Genomic DNA, 20,744 nt, shown 5'->3' on the forward strand with positions numbered 1-20,744 from the left:
CACAGCGGAGCCCGGCGATCAAGTAAAGAAGGACCGGCTACGCCCGTGACTGCATCGGCGGACATGGCGTGTCGCCGTAAGAGCAGAAGACACAGCAGTCCCCGGCCCTGGGCTTGCTGGTTACGCCACACACGGTGCACCTGTGGAAATACACGCACGCGTCCGTCGCCATTTCCTGTGTCTCCTGGCCTCCGCAGGCAGGACAAGTCAGAGTGCTGGTGAGCTGTGGGTCGCTCATGACGGGGTTGCGGCCGTGCCGGCCAGGCGCTGGAGCAGGGCGAGGCCGGTGGGGGTTCCGGGCCAGTGCCGTTCCAAAGGACGATTGCCGGCTTTTCGGATGACCGAACGCAGGACCAGCGCCACGATGATGACATCGTCGGCGTACCCGATAACGGGAAGGAAATCGGGTACCAGGTCAATGGGCGAGGCGAGGTAGACCAGCAGCAGGATCAGGCGGACACGGATCCCGCGGGGCAGGCTCCGGTCTGCGGTCAGCCTGCGCAACAGGGTCAGCAGGTCCGGCAGCAGCCGCAGAGCTTCCTTCATGCCCACGGTTTCCGGGTGTTTACGAGCGTAGAGGGCCAGAAGGACCAGCAATAGGGCGTAGATCAGGACTATGCCACCGATAATGGCAATGCCCGCGTCCCACCAGTTCATGCCATAACTTCTTCGATTGTGTGTGTGAAGATTCTGGCCATGGGGTGTCTGACTCCTTGTGATGGATCTGCCTGGGCCGGAATCTTCAGAATACTGGGTCCGGAAGGTACGCCTCGGGTTTACTCGCGTCTATGGTCTGACGCATCAGAACGCCTGTCGAAGGTGCGCCGTACCCATCAAACTCGGCGAAACAGTCACAGCATCCAAGGACTGGTGCAGACGACTTCTGACATTCCGTGCAGACGACTTGTGAAAATGACAGGAGGAGCCAGATGCGGACTGAGAAAACCGGGCCGGCCGATGTCCCGGAAACACGTCTCACCGTAAATCGTCTCAGCAGGGGCCCGTGAAGGACTTTTTGAGTCAGAATGGCCTGATGAGGCAATTGGGCTACACACGGGTGAGTACTTCGAACCAGGATGCCCAGCTGCAGCTCGACGCTCTGCTCGCCGTCGGCGTGCAAAAGCGCGACGTTTTCGCCGACGTAACCTCGGGAAGTAAGACGGCGATCGAACGGCCCGGGATGAAGAGGCTCCTTGAGTACGCCGAGGAGGGCGACACCGTCGTTGTGTGGCGGGTCGATCGGCTGGGCCGGTCATTAATCGACGTGCTGAACACCGTGAACCTCCTGCGCGAACGCGGCATCCAGGTCCGATCCATCTCAGACGGTATTGACCCGGCGACCTCGACAGGCCGGTTGATGCTGAACATGCTCGCCACCTTGGCCGAATATGAGCGCGAGCTGATCGTCGAGCGGGTCAATGCCGGCATCGCCGCCGCCAGACAGAACGGAACGCGCTTTGGCCGCCCGCTGACGGATCCGGTTGTCATTGCGGACAAGCTGGCGATCGCACAGGACGCCCGGACGAAGGGACGCACCGCGGAGGACGCGGCCCGCCTCGTGGGCTGGAGCCGTGCGACTCTTTACCGCCACCAGCAAGCCCTCGCCGCCCGCGAGAGCACCAGAACGTAGGTAATTCTGAACGGCGATGAGCGCTGGAAGGTCCTTCGACTCTACGTCGAGGACCAGATCCCGCTTGCCGCCCTCGCCCGTGAAACCGGGATCAGCACCCGCACTCTTCAACGCTGGCTCCGGCTCTATCGAGCTGGTGGTGCGAGTGCTCTTGACCTGCATCCACGCGCCGATGCCGGCATACGGCGCACCGACCCAGGAATGGTCAGGTTTATCGAGGGACTCGCACTCACCAGACCCCGCCCGAGTATTGCAACGTTGCACCGACTTACGGCGGCCGAAGCGGGCAGACGAATCGCCCAGGCGCCGAGTTACTCCGTTGTCCGCAAGATCGTCCAGGCACTGGACCCTGCCCTGGTGACCCTGGCTCTGGAAGGTCCCGCATCCTATCGGGACCGGCATGAACTCGTTCTTCGACGCCGCGCCGACCGCCCAAACCAGATATGGCAAGCGGACCACACCCAACTCGACATCCTCATCAACGGAGCCACCGGGAAACCTGACCGGCCCTGGCTGACGACAGTGATGGACGATTACTCCCGGGCGCTCTGCGGCTACACCGTCTTCACCGGTGCGCCCTCAGCGCTCAACACAGCCCTCGCCCTCCGGCAGGCCATCTGGCGCAAAAGTGATCCCAGCTGGGCAATGTGCGGACTGCCCGACATCCTGCACGTGGACCACGGCTCAGACTTCACGAGCCACCACCTTGAACACACTGCCATCGAGCTGCACATCCGCATCATCCACTCGACTATCGCCCGGCCCCAAGGCCGGGGAAAAATTGAGCGGTTCTTCGGGACCATCAACACCGAACTTCTTCCCACCCTCCCCGGGCATCTGGGGCCGGGGAACAAAAACCCACAGCCCACACTCGATCTCCCCGGACTGGATCGCGCCATCGGAGGCTTCGCCGCCGCCTACAACGACCGGCCCCACAGCGAGATAGGTATCTCACCACGGGATGCTTGGGTCGCCGACGGCTGGCTTCCCCGGATGCCCGAAAGCCTGGAGGACCTCGACGGACTCCTCCTGACAGTTCCAAAGAACCGAACCGTGCAACGCGATGGCATCCACTTCCAAGGCCAGCGCTACCTCTCACCCACGCTGGCGCCCTTCGTGGGGCAAACCGTCACCATCCGCTACGACCCCCGGGACATCTCCGAAATCCGCGTCTACGACCACGACACCTTCGTTTGCGTCGCAATTGACGAAGACCACCCCAACCTTCGTCTGAGCCTGCGTGACATCGAGGCCGCACGCAGAGCACGCCGGAAAGAGCACGCCGGAAAGAACTGCGCCGCACCATCAACGACCGCATTCCAACAATCACCAGTCGAGAAGAACCGCACATCACTGAACCAGTACGGCGCCGGCGCCGGCTGCGCACCTACGAAGAGGACTAAATGATGAACCCCACCTTCATCGTCACCAAGGAACACCGGCGCTTCACCGAGTTCGCCAACGCAGTCCGCAAAGAACGAACAATAGGGATCTGCCACGGGGACGCCGGGGTGGGCAAAACACTCTCCGCGCGCCGCTACGCAAACTGGGATGACCTTGAGCCCTACATCACCGAGTGGGGACCACGCGGCGACCAGGACGAAAAGCACTACGCACTCGCCAACCGATCCCGCACCGTCTTCTACACCCCGGACGTTCTCTCCCGTCCCAAAACACTCATGGAGGACATACACCGGTACCAGGTGAGAATCGGCTCGTGCATTGACGAACACCTGCACAGACTCGATACCGCACCACGCTCAATGAACAGAGTCACCACACTCGTGGAGCTGCTCATCATCGACGAAGCCGAACGCCTCAACGCGACAGCCCTCGAACTCCTCCGTGACAAACACGACCGAACCCACCTGCCGATGATCCTCATCGGCATGCCCGGCATAGACCAACGGTTCCGGCACTACCCCCAGCTATACAGCCGTCTTGGCTTCTCACACCGATACCGGGCCCTCGGCAGAGACGAACTCCTCTTCGTTCTGGACCGACACTGGAAACGCCTCGGACGGACCCTCGACGCGGACGACTTCACCGACGCTCAGGCAATCGCCGCAGTAGAACGCATCACCCGAGGCAACTTCCGTCTCCTCGAACGGCTATTCCCCCAGATCACCCGCGTCCTCAAGATCAACCAGCTCGAAACCATCACCGACGACGTCGTCGAAGCAGCAGCAAGCATCCTCGTCATCGGCAACTAGCGACACAGAGCGAAAACAGAACGCCGCCACCAAACGGACAAGTCCACATCTCTTCATTGAGTCGGCTGGTTTGTAGCAGATACGGTCGTTTTAGGCAGCCGACCTCCCTGCTTCGCGAAGTCGCCTGGTTTCATGACTTACGGCGGGTGCCGGCTCCCGGGACAGCTCTGGCGGCGATGGCTGCAAGGTCACGGGCCGGTCCGGGCGGTGGTGTGGGGCCGGTCTGCCAGATGGCGGTCAGGGTGCGGCGCAGGGGTAGCCCGCGGACGGGAACGGCGATGAGCCGTTGCAGGGCAAGGTCGTCGCGGACGGCCAGTGCGCTGAGTACTCCGGGGGCTGTGCCGGCTGCGATGGCGGAGCGGACGGCAGCTGTCGTGGAGAGTTCCACCAGCGGATCTGCCAGGGGCGGGGCCCCTGCGGTGGTGAGCAGGTGTTCGAGGGCGTCCCGGGTTCCGCTGCCGTGTTCCCGGGTGACCAGCGCGGTTGTAGCCAGTTCGGCTGCTGTGACGGGGGTCCGGCGCCGGGCCCAGGGGTGGTCCGGGGCGACGACCAGGACCATGTCATCGTTCTGTACCGCCGCTGCGCTCAGGTCCGGGGGGAGGTGCGGGCTTTCGATGAAGCCGATGGCTGCCTGTCCGGATCGGACCAGGGCTACGGTGGCTTCACTGTTGTTCACCGTCAGCTCCACGACGGTGGGGACGAGTCCGAGGCTCTCCTGCTGGCGGCGCAGCGCGACCAGCCAGAGCGGCAGCAGGTGTTCGGCGATGGTCTGGCTGGCCGCGACCTTCAGTTGCCGGGCGGTGTCGGATCGGAGCGAGGCGATTCCGGCGTCCAGGCGTTCCGCGGCTGCGAGGACCTCCGCCGCCCACCCTGCGACCAGTGCACCTGATTCTGTCAGGGTGGATCCCCGCGGTGTCCGGGTCAGCAGGGCGGATCCGATCTGGGACTCCAGGGAACGCATCCGGGAGGAGACAGCCTGCTGGGACAGTCCAAGGCGTTTCCCGGCGGCGGAGAGGGATCCCAGATCATGGACCGCGGCGAGCATTTCCAGGGCGGAGAGATCCGGTATCCGGGGGCTGAGCATCGGGGAATCTCCTTCAGAAACGTCACATGTGATACAAGTCCGGCTTGTACCCTGACAAGTGTATGCCCCCTACTGCGGCAGGTCCCGGTCCGGGAGCATGGAAGGTATGGAATCTCTGCTGCTGACCGCCGACGAACACCACTCCACACCACCGGCACAGACCCATGGTCGCCGTACTGGGGGCCGGCGCGTCCTGCGCCGTCTGGATAGGTCCTCGGAGCTGTTCGCGAACCTGACCCCGAACTGGTTCGCCTCCATCATGGGTACCGGGATCGTCGCGACCGCGGCCGCGACGCTGCCCCTGCAGTTTCCCGGCCTGCGCACTGGCGCCACCGTCGTCTGGGCTCTGGCGTCCCTGCTGCTGATCCTGCTGAGTGCCGCGACCGGGGTGCACTGGATCCGGCACCGGGAAACCGCCCGAAGCCACCACGGCCATCCGGTGATGGCGCACTTCTACGGCGCACCGCCCATGGCGTTGCTCACCGTCGGCGCCGGTACCCTGCTGCTGGGCAAAGACGTCCTGGGCGAACAGCTGGCACTCGGCATCGATGCGGTGCTGTGGATCGCCGGGACCCTGCTGGGGCTGGCCAGCGCCGTCGCTGTCCCGTACCTGCAGTTCACCCGGCATCAGGTCACACAGGACAGTGCGTTCGGCGGCTGGCTTATGCCCGTCGTCCCGCCCATGGTTTCGGCTTCCACCGGGGCCCTGCTGCTGCCCTACGTCCCGGCCGGGCAAGCACGCCTGACCCTGCTGATGGGCTGCTACGCGATGTTCGGACTGAGCCTGCTGGCCTCCATCATCATCACCACACTGATCTGGAACCGCCTCGCCGGGCACAAGATCGGGGCCGCCGCGGCCGTTCCCACCTTGTGGATCGTGCTGGGCCCGCTGGGCCAGTCCATCACCGCCGCGAACCTCCTGGGCGGGAACGCCCACCTCGCCGTGTCCGGGACCCTGGCCCGGGCGATGGAAGCCTTCGGCGTCTTGTACGGGGTGCCGGTTCTGGGCTTCGCGCTCATGTGGGCCGGCCTCGCAACCGCCATCACGATCCGCACCGCCCGTCAGGGCCTGCCGTTCTCCCTGACCTGGTGGTCCTTCACCTTCCCCATCGGAACCTGCGTCACCGGCCTGACCGGCGTCGCCGCCCACACCCACCTCGCCGTGTTCGATGCAATGGCCGTCGCAGGCTACACCCTGCTGGTCGCCGCGTGGATCATCGTCGCCGCGCGGACCTTCCACGGCAGCATCCTCGAAGGCACCCTCTTCCAGAAGCCCGCAACGACCGCACCGTAGGCGGGCCGCAGCGAACCAGCAACCCCTCACGCAAACAAGCAACCATTCACAGCGCCCGAAGGTGGCCTCATGAAACCCCGGACAACACCCGGTTCACAGCAACGCTCACCCACCAACACAAAAGGGTCCAGGTCGCCCGCCCGATTGCAGCGGCCACTGATCGCCGTCGGCGTGCCACTCCTCCTCGCAGCCGGCGCGCTCACCTACGGGCTCACCGCAAACGGCACCGGCCAACCGACCCCGTCAGCAGAGAAGGGCCCGACCATGATCGAAGGAGTCATCAGCTATGCCGGCCTGAGCAGGAACCACGTCCAGACCGCGGTGACCTATCCGCAACGTCCCGGCGTCGGCGGAGACCACTCACCGGTGTGGACGAACTGCGGAGCATACGACCGGCCCGTGCAGGAAACCCGGGCAGTGCACTCCCTTGAACACGGTGCCGTCTGGATCAGCTACCAACCCGGGCTTCCCGCCGATGACATCGCCAAACTCGCCCGGCTTGCAACCAACCAGAGCCACGTGTTGGTCAGTCCCTTCCCCGGACAGGGATCCCTCATCGAAGCAACCGCCTGGGGAAAGCAACTAAGCGTCACAGACCCGGCAGATCCGCGGCTGTTCGCATTCATCAAAGCATTTCAGCAGGGTCCGCAGACACCCGAACCCGGCGAGACCTGCAGCGGCGGAGTCAACGGATAAATCAGGAGACATACCGCCGCTCGACCGGTCAGCCCCCAACGCGCGCTGTCCCATGAACTGCCGCTCACCCGTTGATGGCTCCCGGGCGGGACGACAAACCGCCAATCTAAACTGCGATTTAACCGCCAACTCCGACTAAAAGTCACACTCAAAGGCCGACGGATCCCAGACCACCGACTTGCAGCGCGACGCGCTCCTGGCCGCCGGCATCGACGCCGGCTCGCTCTACGAAGACCTGGCCTCCGGAAAGAAAGACAACCGACCCCAGCTCGCGGCATGCCTCAAAGCCCTGCGGCACGGGGACACCCTGGTGGTCTGGAAGCTCGACCGGCTCGGCCGGGACCTGCGGCACCTGGTCAACATCGTTCACGACCTGACCGAACGCGGCATCGGACTCAAGGTCCTCACCGGGCAGGGCGCCGCCATCGACACCACCACAGCCTCCGGAAAACTCGTCTTCGGAATCTTCGCCGCCCTCGCCGAATTCGAACGCGAACTCATCTCCGAACGAACCCTCGCCGGACTGGCCTCCGCCCGGGCCCGAGGCCGCAACGGCGGCAGACCCTACAAAATGAGCCCGGCGAAGCTCCGCTTGGCCATGGCATCCATGGGCAAGCCCGGCACCAAAGTCAGCGAACTCTGTACCGAGCTTGGCATCACACGCCAGACCCTTTACCGGCACGTCTCACCCACAGGAGAACTGCGTGCTGACGGTCGGAAGCTGCTATCGCGATAGCCATTGGTCCGGGATGGGGATGTAACGGGCGTTGTGTCGCTTTCTTTGGTGCAGCGAACGCACCCGGAGGGACAGACCAGCATGACCGACGATGACATGACGGCCCCTGTCCGGTGAAGGGACCGTTTGTTGATGTCCTTCTATGATGCGTTTCGCGAAGCCGGGGTGCGCTTGTCTGCTGCGGCAGTGGCCAGCTCGGCTTCGGAACTCTGTTAGGCCCGCTCGTAGGGGGTTACGGCCTTGCTTTCTACGCGGTCGATGTCCTGCTGCAGGACTTTCGAGATATCCGTCCAGTTCCAAGGGAGATCGCCATCGTCGATACGGTCCCATTGGGAATCGAGGTAAGCCTTGAACACCTTTGCCCGGGACAACCGATCCTTGATGGTGTAGGCATCATGTATGTCCTCTCGGACGGAACGATCTGTTATTGGTGTATCGACGATGATGGCGTCTACATACGTGAAGAATCCTAAGAGCATCCTCACGGTATAGACTCCGGCGCTGGTGACCCTATAGAAAATGCGGTCTCGGTTTTCTATAGACCGCGGGGTGCTCTCTAACAACCGTTCTCTGATGCACTGGTCCAAGGCTTCCTTGGTTTGAAGATCCGTGAAACCAAGTAGTTGACTGAAGGCAAATATTTCTGCGGCGTCAACAAACCCTTCACCAGAAACTTGGTCTCCGCGTGATTGGGAGAAGGAAACTATGAGGGGGATCAAGAAGTGTGCCCGGCCGTCAGAGTCGCGCAGCCGCAGGACGTTTGCGATGTCCGAAGCCGACGGATCAAAGTGCTCATGATCTTTGTAGAGCAGAGCACGGAGAAACTCGTGCACGGGCACATCGTACCGTCCGAAGCGATCAATAATTTCCAACATCTTGCCTGTGGCGACATGGCTTGACCCAATGAAGTCGGAAACGAACTGGAGGGCGAGTCGCATGTTGCCTGAGGCCATGTTGTCTATGAGAGACATCAAGCCCTTGTTCGTCCGTAGGTTTTCTTCGAACATCCGGAGGAAGGTTTCAAGCTTCTCGCTGCTTACGGATACGTTGGCCGGCAGGAGGCCGCCTTGGCTTATTCCGTGCATGTTCCTAAGGGCAAACTGGATTCGTTTGGTTAGTACCACGTCGGCGCGGGGCGGGGCGATGGTAAAAACGCGTGACTGATAGCCCGACAAAGCTCCAGTTCTTTTCGATTGGTAGAACGTTTCTGGCCTGAGGGTCACGAAGACGGTGGCATTCCACGTGCTTGCAAGCTCGTTTGAGATCAGAAAGACCTGGTCCTGGTCGTCGGTGCTTCTCTGGTCCACGTTGTCAAGGAAAACGACAACTTGTTTTCGCCTTGAGGTTTGAATGTTCTTGATACTTGCCGCGATGTGCCCCGGGCGGTCATCCACTAACTTCTGCAGGAACTGCAGCCGAGCGATCTTGTACGCCTTCTCATCAATCTCCCGTAGCTGGCCGGACGGAGATGAATCAAACTCCTTAAGTGCACGCCGATGAACCGACTGTGCGAAGGAGTTGTCATTCAATGATGTACCAAGAAGATCCGATAACTGTCTGATCGTCTCAGTCAGCACGTGCTCTCGGAGGTCGGCAAGTGTAGTGCTAGAACCAAAGTCGATGTAGACGGTAAATGCCTGGGAAAAGAGTTCCACCGCGTCCACGTGTACCAGCCGTTGTATGAACGTGCTCTTACCGACGCCAACATCGCCGAGGAGGACGATAGGCCGACGGTTGGTTGCTGTGGCCAGCATGTCCCGGGTTAGCTGAGGAGCTAATCCCCTTTTTCCTTGAGCTGGGACGGCTTCTGTTGTGCCCTCATAGTCGAGCGCGGCGTATCTACTTTCGAGGATGTTTTTACTGATCGACGCATGTTGCGACAGAGCACCGCTGGTGGCATAGCAGTCCCGAAGGAACTGGTCTCGCATGTCCCCAATCTTTGCCAAGTCCTCAAGGAATAAATCCCCAAGTATTTCCAGGTCAGCCTGCAGCTCGTTCCTTCGCTTCATTCCTGGATAAACCGGAAGACGCGCCGACAGAGGCAGCGGGGGTTGGCTGACGGTCGTTACGAGGCGTTGAAGGAGTGTTCGATTGTCGATGCCCTCTGGGCTGGCAGCATCCCATAAAGCCCGAAAGTTCGTCCGCATGTCCTCGAGGCTCGTAAACACCAACGCCTTGCCATCGGACTGCGGGACACCGTCGACCCTGGCTCCGATGAACAATATGAGTTGATGTCCGTTGGAGACACCGGCGATTTGTATGCCGTTAGAACTGGCATACTCCATCGCCTGCTGCACGGCATCAGAAAGTGCTTTGGCTTCCGCTCCATGTGTCAGGGATTTCAAGCTATGCACGCCGTGCTTTACCCCGGCAGGAAGACTGAAGGTTATGTTCTCCCGCTTTGCTTCTATAAGAAATTGCCGTGCAGGAAACCCCAGCGCATAGTCGATACGCCCAGTGCCAGCTTTGTCTTCGCACACCACCGCATGATCGTCCCAAGTCAGGACATCCCGGACGATGGTGTCGATTACTTGGTAGCGAGTGGTTGCTTCATTTCGATCCGTGGCTTGGCGCTCGTTCTCAGCATCAATGAGCGCGGTCAGAGCCTCAAGGCCAGCGTCAAACTTGTCGGACACTATTTATCCCCAATTTTTAGGTCGAGCGGTGATGTCGCTCCAACCAACCCGGAAGAAGGTTGTTCCCAGCTAATCCGTTGGATCCTAGCATTGAAGCTTGCGCCTGCCGTTGAATCAGGCGAGAGAACCGAAAGCCACGTCTGGCATCCAAGGAAGGTGAAACTGCAAGTCATTTGCCGAGTTGCAGTTGGGGGACCTCCACCACCTGATCAGTCGTGCGGGGCTTTCGGGCTCCTCGACTCCTACCCGGGCATGGGCAAGTGCCCGAAATACCTGCGCCCGTTGATCGACCCCCTTTCGCGCTGAACGATGCGCCAAACAGCGCCGCAAAAACACCGCCATTTATCGCCGCGAGTCACAATGGAACACAACACCCCGGACACCGATGCGGTCCGGGGTGTTGTGTTGTGAACGGCCGTTATCGGACGGAGCGGCGCAACTAGCCTCACTTGGACAAGTAGCGAGCGTATGAACTGCTTAGGCTAGAGATTTGCTGCTTCGGTCATCCGCGAGATCTTTGCCTTCGTTTCTCGGTAGAGGTCGATGTTTCCGGGGTTTGGTACCGGGATCCAAGGAATGTTCTCACGCGCCGCTATGCGCAGAGCTACAGCCTCCGCTTCCTTGATCTGGTAGGTGACGCTCTTTCGTTCCGGCTCGGTGATTTTGAAGAGTGCCCGCTTGTTCTCGTATCCCCAGCTCCAGGTGAGCATCTTCTTGTCCTCCAACTGGTCCAAGAAGTCTCCCAAGTGCATTTGCCGGTGGACTCTGTACGGATCCTTCAGCGCCATGTTCTGCTCCATCGTTTGGTTGCTCCGCCACCGCATTGTGTCGGTCGCGCTCTGCCAGCGTATCGACCGGCAGCCGTGGCCTGTTGCCCGGATACGCAGTCTCCGTGCCGTTCGTGGCCGCGCCGGCACGCAGAGAATCAGGGATTCAGATGCAGCGGGGTGTCCCATCGCTCGTAGCCCTCATCTACTGAGCCCTGCGCATATAGGGTGCTGCGCTTGGGGATTTTCCTTCTGAGCCTGTCCCACAAGCCATGTTCTTTGTACACAATGGTGATTGTCTCAACGCTGCTGGAAGGGCTAACGGAGACGAGTTCTGTGTCCCCCCTGCGATACACCTTCATAGGAAAGCCGGCTGCACTTGCAACTCCAAACTGGAGCCCAGAGCACATCTGGCCGTACTCAAATCGCCGTATCTGCGCTGGCTTTCGGTGGATGCGCTCCAGTCTCCAGTAGCCTCCGCCGACGGCCGTAAACGTCCATGGCGATTCCATACCGACTTGACGCCAGTCGAGATAGGCCACCGCCAGAGCAGTAAGGGCGATTCCGGTTCCGAAAATGCTCACGATCAGCGCCCACAGCGCGAGAATGTCTCCAGTGTCTGTCACAGTTCAAGCGATTCCATGTTGGTTCCTATCCATCATTGCCATGACCGATGTCTACCTAACTCCAGCGTTCTAGGTGGGCGCTCACGGTCGGCGCTCCTTTTGCCAGAGCGGTTCGGTAGTCGAGAGCCTTATCGCGTTGCAGTCTCCCGAGTACAACCACTGGATGAACGCCTATCCGCTGCGCAGTGGAATCGATCCACCCCCTACGCACGGCTGCTGGCGGGGCAGGGAGCCCTCCTGGAATTTGCCATTCGCCAGCTTTCTCGTCGGCCGCCAGCTCCGTCGGTTCCCTGGATGACTCTTCGTCAATTACGAGGTGTTCGGGTGTCACATGCCCTAGGACGATGTGTGCCACCTCGTGAAGCAAAGTGAAGAGGACGACATCGAGTCGTTTTCCTCGGCCTGATAGAGCGATTACCGGTTGTCGGTTGTCGTCGTCAAGAAGAAAAGAGGCACCGTTCAGCTTGCTTCCAGGGAATGCTTCGACGTAGACGAGACGTACTCCAACGGCAGCGAATTCAGCAGGAAGTTTTGCGAAATTATCTGGGACCGAAACCAAGGCGGACACTCGTTCGGCCAGCTTCGTGAGTCCTTCTGCGTCGTATTCGCTGACCGCAAGCTTTTGCGCATGCTTTCGAGCACAGGCCAGCCATGCCTTTTGAGTCGGGGTGGGTTCTTCATCGCGGTTAGAACGACGTGCTGCTGCAAGAAAGCGCGGAGTGTCTTCAATGTGTTCGATCTGGAACAGATCGATCAGTTCACTTTGCTGCTCGGCCAAAGATCTGCCAGTCAGGATGCCGCGCTTAAGAAGTAGAGACACCGGGGCCAGTTCGTTCATCCGAGCACGGAGCTTTACCTCATCCAAGTCCTTGCGGGTGGCGACATTCTGAGACTGACTCCACAGAAGATATGAATTCTGAAGGTTTAGCCAGTACTCCGGGCCAGTGCCAAGAGCTGCCCCGATCTGAGCCGCAGACTCTCGGGTGATTTCCTTCTTGCCGGCAATTATCTCCGAAACGAACTGCGCCGGGCGTCCGAGAATTTGGGCGAAGTCGTTCTGGGACCAATGACGTGCTTCAAGCTCCTCGGAAAGAAAATCCCCAGGAGGGAAAGCTTCAATTAGCTCGGGGGCCATAGCTATCAGTCCTTCAGTGGTAGTCAACGGCTTCAATGACGATGGCTATTCGCCCGCCATCCTGCGTCTGGAACCGAAGAATAAGCCGGTACTGCGTGTCTATTCGAATCGACCATGTTCCAGCACGGTCACCCTTCAGCTTCTCTAGGTGGAGGGACTTCAGTGCTCTCAGATCTTGATCAGTGACCGCCGCATGCAGCTGTTGAATCCGTCGCCTATAAGCCTTCGTAACGTTTGGGGCCCAACGTGTAGTGCGGTGGTCTGGCTCGTAAGCGAGTCTCCGGAGATCCTCGTCCTCGTAGTCCACCTGCATTCCGTAAGCCGTCCTTCACCCCTGATGTGAATAACACCCTACAGGAAGTGCTTAACTCGTAAACAACACTATACTCCACTTCTCGACACAGCACATCACCCTTGCGCCCTAAGAGTGATGCGACTAGGCTAATTTTTGTCGGATAGCCCGACACGTGAAAGGGCGGACCCGTAACAGCGGATCCGCCCAGCAACTCGAGGTCAGGACCGCAAGCTCCATGGTTAGTGGTAGTAGCGATTCTAACGGAGTCCACGGCAGCCAAGAATGGCGGCCCTCCCCCTCGGATGAGTGTTCTGAGGAGGACACCATGGCACGATCAGTTAGCCGCAGCGCCCGGACCGGACGGTTTGTCACGAAAGCTGCTGCCGCACGATCTCCGCGCACGACAACGACGGAGAGGGTAGGCAGCGGAACAGGGAATGGACGCAGCGTGAATCGCTCGGCCGCAACGGGCAGGTTCGTCACCGACGCAACTGTGCGACGGAACCCCAGCGGAACGATCACACAGCAGGTCTGACGCCCAGGGGCGGAATTCGGCATTCCGCCCCTGCTTGCCCCCGCGCTAAGTGGCTCGGGAAGTACGCACGCGAAACACCCGACAAAACTAGGAGTAAAGCCATGGCGGTAAGAATCACCCACGTACGCATTGAGGGATTCCCGGAAGATCACCAGCACATCACCAGCTACAAGTGGATAAACGAAGCGGACAACGGCACTGGGACCAGTAACAAGCCGACGATGGTCGAATGGATTGACGTGAAAAAGGGCCGGGCATATGTAGGGACCGGCTCCTCGAAGGTGGAAGTGGGTGTGGTCCGCCCCGAAAACGCGGCTCCATACCTACGTACCTATGCCGATCGCCAATGGAACAACAACCTGCTGGCCCTGCCCAGGTTCTAGATACCCCGCGAGCCACACTTGTGAGGTCGCTGCGTCATTGACGCAGCGACCTCACCTTCTTGCGCCATGGCATCTGGCAGGGTGCACCATCTGCGCCAGCCCCAGAGGTCGCCGGGCGTCCCAATCTCCCGATTGAGGATCCATACGAGATACCAGCGATACCAGACAAGCACATGAACCGTGTCCTCTAGCTATGTATGGGATGCGCCCGTTGCGCAACGGAAGCATGACTACCGTCAGTGAGACGCCGGAACCTCTAGGCAAACCGCGGCCGAAGGATAACCCTTCTCTCCCTGGCCGGGTGCTTCTCCTGCAACAAAAGTTCGGGGTGGTTCCTCGGTGGTGTAAAGGGTATTGAGTTGGCGATAGAGGGTACGGGCGATGTAGCGCTTGAGGGATCTGCGGATTTCGCGGTAGCTGCGACCCTCTTGGGTGCGTTTGGCAACGTAGTCCCTTGTTCCGGGGTCGTGGACCATCCTGGTCATGGTGATGGTGTGCAAGGCTCGGTTTAATCGTCTATCACCGCCCCTGTTGAGCCTGTGCCGGACGGTGTTACCGCTTGAGGCAGGCAAGGGATTCACCCCTGCCAGAGACGCGAAAGCGGCTTCGCTGCGTACCCTCCCTGGATGCGACCAAGCTGTCAGGACGGTCGCGACCGTGACAGCGCCAGCCCCCACTATCTCCAACAACGGCGCAGCGGGGCTTTGCTGGATCAGCTCTGTCATGCGCTTCTGGTTCGCAGAGAGCTGAGTGGTCACCTCGAGAACGCGGCGCGCCAACCGGACTGCTTCCTCGCGCGCAATCGATAGTTCAATCGGTTCGTCCCGTTCCCGCCATCTACTGATCGAGGCGATCTGGGCGGAAACCAAAGGTTTACGAGCGTCGGTTCCAAGGTCATGTGCCCGGAGTAAGGCGATGAGTGCATTGACGTTCACTGTTCGGTCCCGGGTCAGCTGATCCCGGGCCGCGTTCAGGATCCTAAGCCCTGCACGGATTCCTTCATCCCTGCGCGGAGTCCGGAGCTGGGAGACCTCAAGGCCCAGGACTGCGGTTCCGATGGCGGCGGCGTCCAGCGGGTCGGATTTGCCGATCCCACGGCGAACTCGGGCGTTCATCCGTGGAGCTTCGGCGACATCGTAGCCGGCGTCGGTTACCGCTTTGGCCAAACGTGCCCCATAGGAGCCGATGCCCTCGACGGCCCATAAACACGCCATATCGCCATCTGTCCTTCGTCCTACCCAGGCAAGTGCGCGCGAGATCCCTCCCGGGGTGGTCGGGAACTGCTCGCATGCGACCTGGCGCTTGGTGTTGGCCTCGATGATGGCGTAAGTGTGTGTGCGGGCGTGACAGTCCACGCCAATAACGAACGGGCGGGTCTGCGTAACGAAAGTCAACGCGGCCACCCTCCTTCCTTTCGAACGGGCAAGACAGGCCGCTTCACGACCGGCATTGAACCTGGGAAGAGTCACCTCGAGGCAAAACTGTGATGAGCCACAACCAAAAAGGCTGGGCAAGCTTCTAATCAAGCCATCGACGTGGGACAGATCAACGCCGGCCGCTCCACCCGGCGCGGACAAATCGGGGGAAACGCACCCACCAGGGGCAATTGTTTTTTCGAGTCACACGCCAGGCAGAACGACCGGCACCAACACTGCCAGCTAGTCCCAGACCAACCATTGCAAGACTCACAGTTGTTTTTTGGCTGCTGGCGAAGCCTGCGGAGCTGTGGCCGACGGAGGCCTGTCTACCCGCAGGGCAAGGGGCGGGAAATTCCCGGAGGAAATAAGCGACGCAGGAGCGCCGGAGGGACATTTCCTGCGCCGCAGGCCCCGGAGCCTGCGGAGGGGCTAGACGGGGTGGAGCGGACACGTACAATCCGAAGGACAGCAGCCAAAAAACGTCGTAGACACAAAAGGGCCAGGGTGTCCGGAGCTCTGCGACGGCGCGCCCTGGACCCAACAGCCGGCCATGGAGCGAAGCGGAATGGACGCCCAAAAGGGGTGCGAGCCCTGCGAGCATGCTTGTTCCCTGAGGCTTGTCCGGCTGGGTTGGTACGGTAGGCATGTCCCGCCTGGTTTCTCCCAATCCCAGGCGGGACACTTGTGTCAGAAGGAGTGGTGGCAGTGGGACTGAGAAACTTTCTGGGCAGGCGCCGCACAACGGCGGACTCTTCCGACCTGCAGGCGGCGTGGGCTGAGCTGCGGCAGACTGTCGATGAGTCCAAGGTGACGTCGTTCCAGGCTTGCAGCCGCAACGGACGCTCTTGGGTCGAAGACCCGGAAGCGGTGCGGGCGATTGCTGAGACGATCGGGCGCATCATGAAGGACACGGCTGACGGTCCGAAGGACACCCCGGCCCGGTAGGGCGGGCCGCCGTGTGGCAGCCCGCCCCGGATCCGGCTAGCTGCCGTCTTCCTTGGGGACTTTGGAGGTGGCGCGGTACGCCCATGATCGAAGCGCCCAGTGCTGTGAGTGAGAGAACGAAGTTCACGATGGTCAGCGGTTCCATGAGGTTTCCTTATCGGTGAGTAGGACTTAGTCTGAGAAGGAGCCGGTGGCCGCAACCAAAGCGGTCACGACCACCGGGTTTCGTAGCTACACCTACTTCCTTGCTTTACGCTTACGCTTCCGAGTTGCACCTCGGGAGCGTTTGCTTGTTAAGCGCTCGTTCCGCATGGAGAGTAGAGCGATGACAGCTGTCATCAAGCTCACGACCGAAGTCGCGAGCTTGATCGCTTCGTCGATGCTCATGTAGCCACCTCCTTCCTGCCCCGCCGTGCGAGGCCCCCACTGGTCCAGCCGGTCGAGGGTGGCCCCCGGACGGCTACGATCAGTGGCCTTGCACGGAGAACAACCCAGCCACATGTAAGGCAAAAAGAGGCTTTTGCAGTCGTCCGCGGAGCGGACGCCCGTTGTGGTCCTTGGTGCTGACGTCGAACTGCCACCGCATCTCAAGCAGGTAACCCTGCCCGTCGCGTGGACGGGTTGTGCCCACTGGGGGCAAGGTGGAGCCCTCCGCACAGCTCAAAGCTGTCCCCGATTGGTGTGCAAGCCGTCCACGCCGCCCTTGGGCAGTACTGGCGGACCTCCATGTAGCATTCCAACGAATGGATCGGATTTCACGGTTGCGCAGAGGCTGGTTTGTGGAAGACTCTGAGCGTCCGGCGTCACGAGTCAGCGGACCACATGCGGTACGGGAGCATATGTTGAGCCGATCGCATCGAGGACGTGCTCGGCGTCGTTTCCTACGCCGCGCAACGTTGCGGACGCGAACGTTCGTTGGTGTTCCATCCCGACGTAACCAAGGCCCGGGATGGTGGTGGACACGCCACGGGAATGATGTGGGAACCCCGCCGGGTCCACTGCCTCTGCTGGCAGGAAGGGCGTATCGGGCACGAATCCTGTGGCGAGGACGATGGTGTCTACGTGCTCGTGCGACCCGTCAGCCCAGATGACACCGTCGTTAGTGATATGCGTGAACATGTGCCTGCGATCGGGCCTACCGGCGCGTACCGCTGCCCGGTACCTGCCGTCGTCAACGACGGGCGTTCCGCGTTGTGTCAGGAGCAGCCCGGCCCGGGAGCGGTCGAGGCCGGAGCGATCCAGCCACCAGTGGAAGTCTTGTCCCAGGATCCGCTGGGCCTGCCACCGCAGTGAGCGCCGGGTTGCGAGGCTGACTGTAGCTGTTGCAGCCAGCTCGACGGCGATCTGAACGGCCGAGTTCCCACCGCCGACCACGATGACCCGGTCACCGGCGACGTCGTCCGGTCGAAGGTAGTCGGCGCTATGGAGGATTTGTCCGGTGAATTCGTGCAGTCCGGGCAGGGTGGGGATAAAAGGTTTCCCGAAGCCTCCGGTGGCGACGATGATCTTCTCAGTCATGAACGTCGCTCCGTTGGCCGTCTCCACCGCAAAGCCTTCATCGTTTGTGGCGAGGGTCTGGACGCGTTCGTTGTGTCGGATCTCGGCGTCGAGGTCTCGGGCGTAGGTAGCCAGATAGGCGGCCGCTTCGTCGCGCGAGGGGTAACGGTCGGGGTCACCGGGGAAGGGCGTGCCTGGCAGGGCCGAGTACCTGGCCGGGGAGAAAAGTTTCAGGCTCTCGTAGTAGTTCGGCCAGGAGCCGCCAGGCCCTGTGGAGGCGTCCAGGATGAGAGGGTGCAGACCCATGGCCAGCGCATGGTGTGCGGTGGCCAATCCGGCTTGTCCGCCGCCGATGATGATCAACTCTGCCGTGTTCATGCCCTGAACATATCGTCATATCGCGATATTAAGAAATGACACGGTAGGCTGGATTCATGACCGAGTCGACAGCACTCAACGATGGCACCCAGCGCTTCCTGAAAGCCTTGGCCAGCGAGACCCGCCAGCAGATCATGCTCGTGTTTGCTGGCGGGGAATCACTGACGGTTGGCGAGGTCGCGACCCGGTGTGGCTTGGGACAGTCGACGGCGTCCGAGCAGCTAAGTCTTCTGCGTCAGGGCGGGCTGCTGACGGCGGTCAGACAGGGCAAGAGTGTTTACTACCGGGCAGATACTGAGGCCATCCGGGCGACTCTGGAGGATCTGCAGGGCTATCTGGGGAGATGCTGCTGATCCAGCCCTCGGGTCAGCGGACCAGGGAGGACCTGCGTTCGAGGAGAATGGTGTCGCGCCAGTGCCCCGCGGCGGGCCCATGGTCCATGCGGGCGATCCGGGTCCTGCGTCCGATGACCGTGAAGCCAGCGGTTTCGTGGATGCTGAGGCTGGAATGGTTTTCCGGGAAAACGCTGGACTGGATCGTCCAGATTCCTGAATTTTCGGTGGACTCGATGAGCGCCTGCAGGAGTGCTTTGCCCAGACCGAGCCCGCGGGCTTCGGCAGCAACATAAACGGAGTGTTCGACCACCCCGGCGTAGGCAGGCCGGGAAGACACCGCGGAAACGGCCGCCCATCCCAGAACGCCATGCTCGGGCGTTGCGGCAACCAGACGGTGACCTGGCAGCCTGGTTTGATTGAACGTCTCCCAGTCGGGCGCCCTTGTCTCAAAGGTCGCATGCCCGGTGTCGATGCCTTCCTGGAAGATACGCTGCACGGCGGGCCAGTCGGCCGGCTGCATGGGTCGAATGTCGAACGTGGTGGTCACAGGGCGGCCAGGATTCCGGCGACCTCATCCAGAGCGCCTGGAATGAGTGAGTAGTAGGCCCAGGTTCCGCGCTTCTCGCGGTGCAGCAGACCTGCTTCGACGAGGATCTTCAGGTGGTGGGAGACCGTTGGCTGGCTCAAGTCCAGGGGTTCGGTGAGGTCACAGACGCAGGACTCCCCCGACTCCCCGGCTTTGACGATGGACAGCAGGCGGAGCCGGTTCGGATCGGCCAAAGCTTTGAAGACGAGGGCTTGCTGTTGCGCTTCCTCGGCACCCAATGCCGGCTTCTCGGCCGGCACGCAGCAGGAAGCGTCCACTTCGGGCTCAAGAGTTTGCAGAGAGTTCATGTCTCCCATTATGCACGCAAATTGACAACCATCGATATAGCTGGGAATACTTCATATCGATCCTCATCAATTTACCGCCGAGATTCACAGGAGACCCGTGAGCACCCGGACCGATACACCCCTGCTCCGTCAGGACGCTGCAGTCGTTGGCAAACTTTCCACCCTCGACCGGTTTCTGCCGGTGTGGATCATCGCCGCCATGGCCCTGGGTCTGCTTCTGGGCAGCCTGATCCCTGGGCTGAACACCGCCTTGGAGGCGGTGAAGATCGGCGAGGTGTCGCTGCCGATCGCCGTCGGACTGTTGGTGATGATGTACCCGGTCCTGGCGAAAGTCCGCTTCGACCAGGCGCACCGGGTTCTGGCCGACCGGAAGCTGATGATCACTTCGCTGGTGATCAACTGGGTTCTGGCGCCGGCGTTCATGTTCGCTCTGGCATGGATTTTTATCCCGGACCTACCCGAATACCGGACCGGTTTGATCATCGTGGGCCTGGCCCGCTGCATTGCCATGGTGATGATCTGGAACGACCTGGCCTGCGGGGACCGCGAATCCGCCGCTGTTCTGGTGTTCATCAACTCCGTGTTCCAGGTCGTCGCATTCGGCGCCCTGGGTTGGTTCTACCTTCAGTGGCTGCCATCCCTCCTGGGCCTGCCTACCACCAGCGCGGACTTCTCCTTCTGGGCCATCACGCTCTCGGTCCTGATCTTCCTGGGCATCCCGTTGCTGGCCGGCTTCCTCACCCGCACCATTGGCGAGAAAGCCAAGGGCCGGGACTGGTACGAGAACAAACTCCTGCCAAAACTTGGCCCTTGGGCTCTCTACGGCCTCCTGTTCACCATCACACTCCTCTTCGCCCTGCAGGGCGGGACCATCACATCGCGGCCACTGGACGTGGTCCGCATCGCGGTGCCGCTGCTGGTCTACTTCCTCGTGGTCTTCGGTGTGGGCATGGTCCTTGGAAAGCTCCTCAACCTTGGGTACGCAAAGACGACGACACTGGCATTCACCGCGGCCGGCAACAACTTCGAGCTAGCCATCGCCGTTGCCATCGGCACCTTCGGCGTCACGTCCGGACAGGCCCTCGCAGGCGTCGTGGGTCCGCTGATCGAGGTCCCGGTCCTCGTCGCACTGGTATACGCCGCACTCTGGGCCCGCAAGCGCTTCTTCACCCACGACGTCACTGAAAATGTTTAACCGGCACAAGGGATAATCAGGTTGACTAGGTGATTTAGTTCAGTCAAGATTG

Annotated in this window: 21 protein-coding genes and 2 pseudogenes; 11 read left to right on the forward strand and 12 right to left on the reverse strand. The window is 61.0% G+C overall.

Annotated elements, in window-relative coordinates; genetic code table 11:
- Positions 1–37: 37 nt before the first annotated feature.
- Both PV760_RS13545 and PV760_RS13550 read right to left on the reverse strand, forming a co-directional pair.
- Complete coding sequence (locus PV760_RS13545) at positions 38–238, reverse strand: GDCCVxC domain-containing (seleno)protein (RefSeq protein ID WP_354627996.1); 201 nt, start codon at positions 236–238, stop codon at positions 38–40.
- Positions 235–657: a YkvA family protein gene (locus PV760_RS13550; RefSeq protein WP_354627997.1), complete on the reverse strand. Its 423-nt coding sequence runs from the start codon at positions 655–657 to the stop codon at positions 235–237. Before PV760_RS13550 ends, PV760_RS13545 begins: the two co-directional genes overlap by 4 nt.
- A gap of 376 nt (positions 658–1,033) precedes the next feature.
- On the opposite strand from PV760_RS13550, the gene PV760_RS13555 reads away from it, so the two are divergent.
- The 4 genes and pseudogenes from PV760_RS13555 to PV760_RS13565 all read left to right on the forward strand — a co-directional run bounded on the left by PV760_RS13555 (position 1,034) and on the right by PV760_RS13565 (position 3,843).
- Positions 1,034–1,630: a recombinase family protein gene (locus tag PV760_RS13555; protein ID WP_354628040.1), complete on the forward strand. Its 597-nt coding sequence runs from the start codon at positions 1,034–1,036 to the stop codon at positions 1,628–1,630.
- A 57-nt stretch (positions 1,631–1,687) separates the two neighbouring features.
- Positions 1,688–1,774 (forward strand): annotated as a pseudogene (locus PV760_RS21485) (helix-turn-helix domain-containing protein); the annotation flags it as partial.
- 114 nt (positions 1,775–1,888) lie between these two features.
- Entirely contained in the window at positions 1,889–3,037 is a 1,149-nt protein-coding gene (locus PV760_RS13560; protein ID WP_493005219.1) for a TnsB C-terminal domain-containing protein, read from the forward strand.
- Complete coding sequence (locus PV760_RS13565) at positions 3,037–3,843, forward strand: AAA family ATPase (RefSeq protein WP_069695301.1); 807 nt, start codon at positions 3,037–3,039, stop codon at positions 3,841–3,843. The genes PV760_RS13560 and PV760_RS13565 overlap by 1 nt, the downstream gene beginning before the upstream one ends.
- Before the next feature lie 130 nt (positions 3,844–3,973).
- Here the strand turns inward: PV760_RS13565 and PV760_RS13570 are convergent, their stop codons facing one another.
- On the reverse strand, positions 3,974–4,927 hold the full coding sequence (locus tag PV760_RS13570; protein ID WP_168529529.1) for a LysR family transcriptional regulator: 954 nt from the start codon (positions 4,925–4,927) through the stop codon (positions 3,974–3,976).
- Between the two features lie 106 nt (positions 4,928–5,033).
- On the opposite strand from PV760_RS13570, the gene PV760_RS13575 reads away from it, so the two are divergent.
- The 3 genes from PV760_RS13575 (at position 5,034) to PV760_RS13585 (ending at position 7,653) form a co-directional block, all read left to right on the forward strand.
- Entirely contained in the window at positions 5,034–6,221 is a 1,188-nt protein-coding gene (locus tag PV760_RS13575; RefSeq protein WP_069695267.1) for a TDT family transporter, read from the forward strand.
- Between the two features lie 69 nt (positions 6,222–6,290).
- Positions 6,291–6,917 carry a thioredoxin-like domain-containing protein gene (locus PV760_RS13580; RefSeq protein ID WP_069695268.1) on the forward strand — a complete coding sequence of 209 codons (627 nt, stop codon included), beginning with the start codon at positions 6,291–6,293 and terminating at the stop codon, positions 6,915–6,917.
- A gap of 178 nt (positions 6,918–7,095) precedes the next feature.
- The gene (locus tag PV760_RS13585; protein ID WP_069695269.1) at positions 7,096–7,653 is read left to right on the forward strand and encodes a recombinase family protein; all 558 of its coding nucleotides are present in this window, start codon (positions 7,096–7,098) and stop codon (positions 7,651–7,653) included.
- 212 nt (positions 7,654–7,865) lie between these two features.
- On the opposite strand, the gene PV760_RS13590 is transcribed toward PV760_RS13585, so the two are convergent.
- The 5 genes from PV760_RS13590 to PV760_RS13610 all read right to left on the reverse strand — a co-directional run bounded on the left by PV760_RS13590 (position 7,866) and on the right by PV760_RS13610 (position 13,130).
- The gene (locus PV760_RS13590) at positions 7,866–10,289 is read right to left on the reverse strand and encodes an AAA family ATPase (protein ID WP_354627998.1); all 2,424 of its coding nucleotides are present in this window, start codon (positions 10,287–10,289) and stop codon (positions 7,866–7,868) included.
- A gap of 482 nt (positions 10,290–10,771) precedes the next feature.
- The gene (locus PV760_RS13595; protein WP_069695271.1) at positions 10,772–11,077 is read right to left on the reverse strand and encodes a hypothetical protein; all 306 of its coding nucleotides are present in this window, start codon (positions 11,075–11,077) and stop codon (positions 10,772–10,774) included.
- 137 nt (positions 11,078–11,214) lie between these two features.
- Entirely contained in the window at positions 11,215–11,682 is a 468-nt protein-coding gene (locus tag PV760_RS13600) for a hypothetical protein (protein WP_069695272.1), read from the reverse strand.
- Between the two features lie 55 nt (positions 11,683–11,737).
- A complete protein-coding gene (locus PV760_RS13605) occupies positions 11,738–12,817 on the reverse strand; it encodes a HigA family addiction module antitoxin (RefSeq protein WP_069695273.1) in 1,080 nt (359 codons plus the stop codon).
- 13 nt (positions 12,818–12,830) lie between these two features.
- Positions 12,831–13,130, reverse strand: coding sequence for a type II toxin-antitoxin system RelE/ParE family toxin (locus tag PV760_RS13610; protein WP_069695274.1), 300 nt, complete (start codon positions 13,128–13,130; stop codon positions 12,831–12,833).
- A 618-nt stretch (positions 13,131–13,748) separates the two neighbouring features.
- Between PV760_RS13610 and PV760_RS13615 the strand changes: the two genes are divergently transcribed.
- On the forward strand, positions 13,749–14,030 hold the full coding sequence (locus PV760_RS13615; protein WP_069695275.1) for a DUF3892 domain-containing protein: 282 nt from the start codon (positions 13,749–13,751) through the stop codon (positions 14,028–14,030).
- A 350-nt stretch (positions 14,031–14,380) separates the two neighbouring features.
- Here the strand turns inward: PV760_RS13615 and PV760_RS13620 are convergent.
- Positions 14,381–15,424: pseudogene (locus PV760_RS13620) on the reverse strand (IS110 family RNA-guided transposase); the annotation flags it as partial.
- Positions 15,425–16,153: 729 nt separating this feature from the next.
- Here PV760_RS13620 and PV760_RS13625 point away from each other — a divergent pair.
- On the forward strand, positions 16,154–16,393 hold the full coding sequence (locus PV760_RS13625) for a hypothetical protein (protein ID WP_285750082.1): 240 nt from the start codon (positions 16,154–16,156) through the stop codon (positions 16,391–16,393).
- Between the two features lie 810 nt (positions 16,394–17,203).
- On the opposite strand, the gene PV760_RS13630 is transcribed toward PV760_RS13625, so the two are convergent.
- Positions 17,204–18,268 carry a flavin-containing monooxygenase gene (locus tag PV760_RS13630; protein WP_354627999.1) on the reverse strand — a complete coding sequence of 355 codons (1,065 nt, stop codon included), beginning with the start codon at positions 18,266–18,268 and terminating at the stop codon, positions 17,204–17,206.
- A 56-nt stretch (positions 18,269–18,324) separates the two neighbouring features.
- Between PV760_RS13630 and PV760_RS13635 the strand changes: the two genes are divergently transcribed.
- Entirely contained in the window at positions 18,325–18,621 is a 297-nt protein-coding gene (locus PV760_RS13635; RefSeq protein ID WP_069695281.1) for an ArsR/SmtB family transcription factor, read from the forward strand.
- Positions 18,622–18,634: 13 nt separating this feature from the next.
- On the opposite strand, the gene PV760_RS13640 is transcribed toward PV760_RS13635, so the two are convergent.
- Entirely contained in the window at positions 18,635–19,123 is a 489-nt protein-coding gene (locus PV760_RS13640; RefSeq protein ID WP_354628042.1) for a GNAT family N-acetyltransferase, read from the reverse strand.
- Between the two features lie 23 nt (positions 19,124–19,146).
- On the reverse strand, positions 19,147–19,497 hold the full coding sequence (locus tag PV760_RS13645; protein WP_354628000.1) for an ArsR/SmtB family transcription factor: 351 nt from the start codon (positions 19,495–19,497) through the stop codon (positions 19,147–19,149).
- A 97-nt stretch (positions 19,498–19,594) separates the two neighbouring features.
- Between PV760_RS13645 and arsB the strand changes: the two genes are divergently transcribed.
- Positions 19,595–20,692, forward strand: a complete 1,098-nt coding sequence (gene arsB / locus PV760_RS13650) for an ACR3 family arsenite efflux transporter (protein WP_354628001.1) — start codon at positions 19,595–19,597, stop codon at positions 20,690–20,692.
- Positions 20,693–20,744: the final 52 nt, after the last annotated feature.

The sequence above is a fragment of the Paenarthrobacter sp. CC6 genome (genome assembly GCF_040560085.1).
Taxonomy (GTDB): domain Bacteria; phylum Actinomycetota; class Actinomycetes; order Actinomycetales; family Micrococcaceae; genus Arthrobacter; species Arthrobacter nicotinovorans.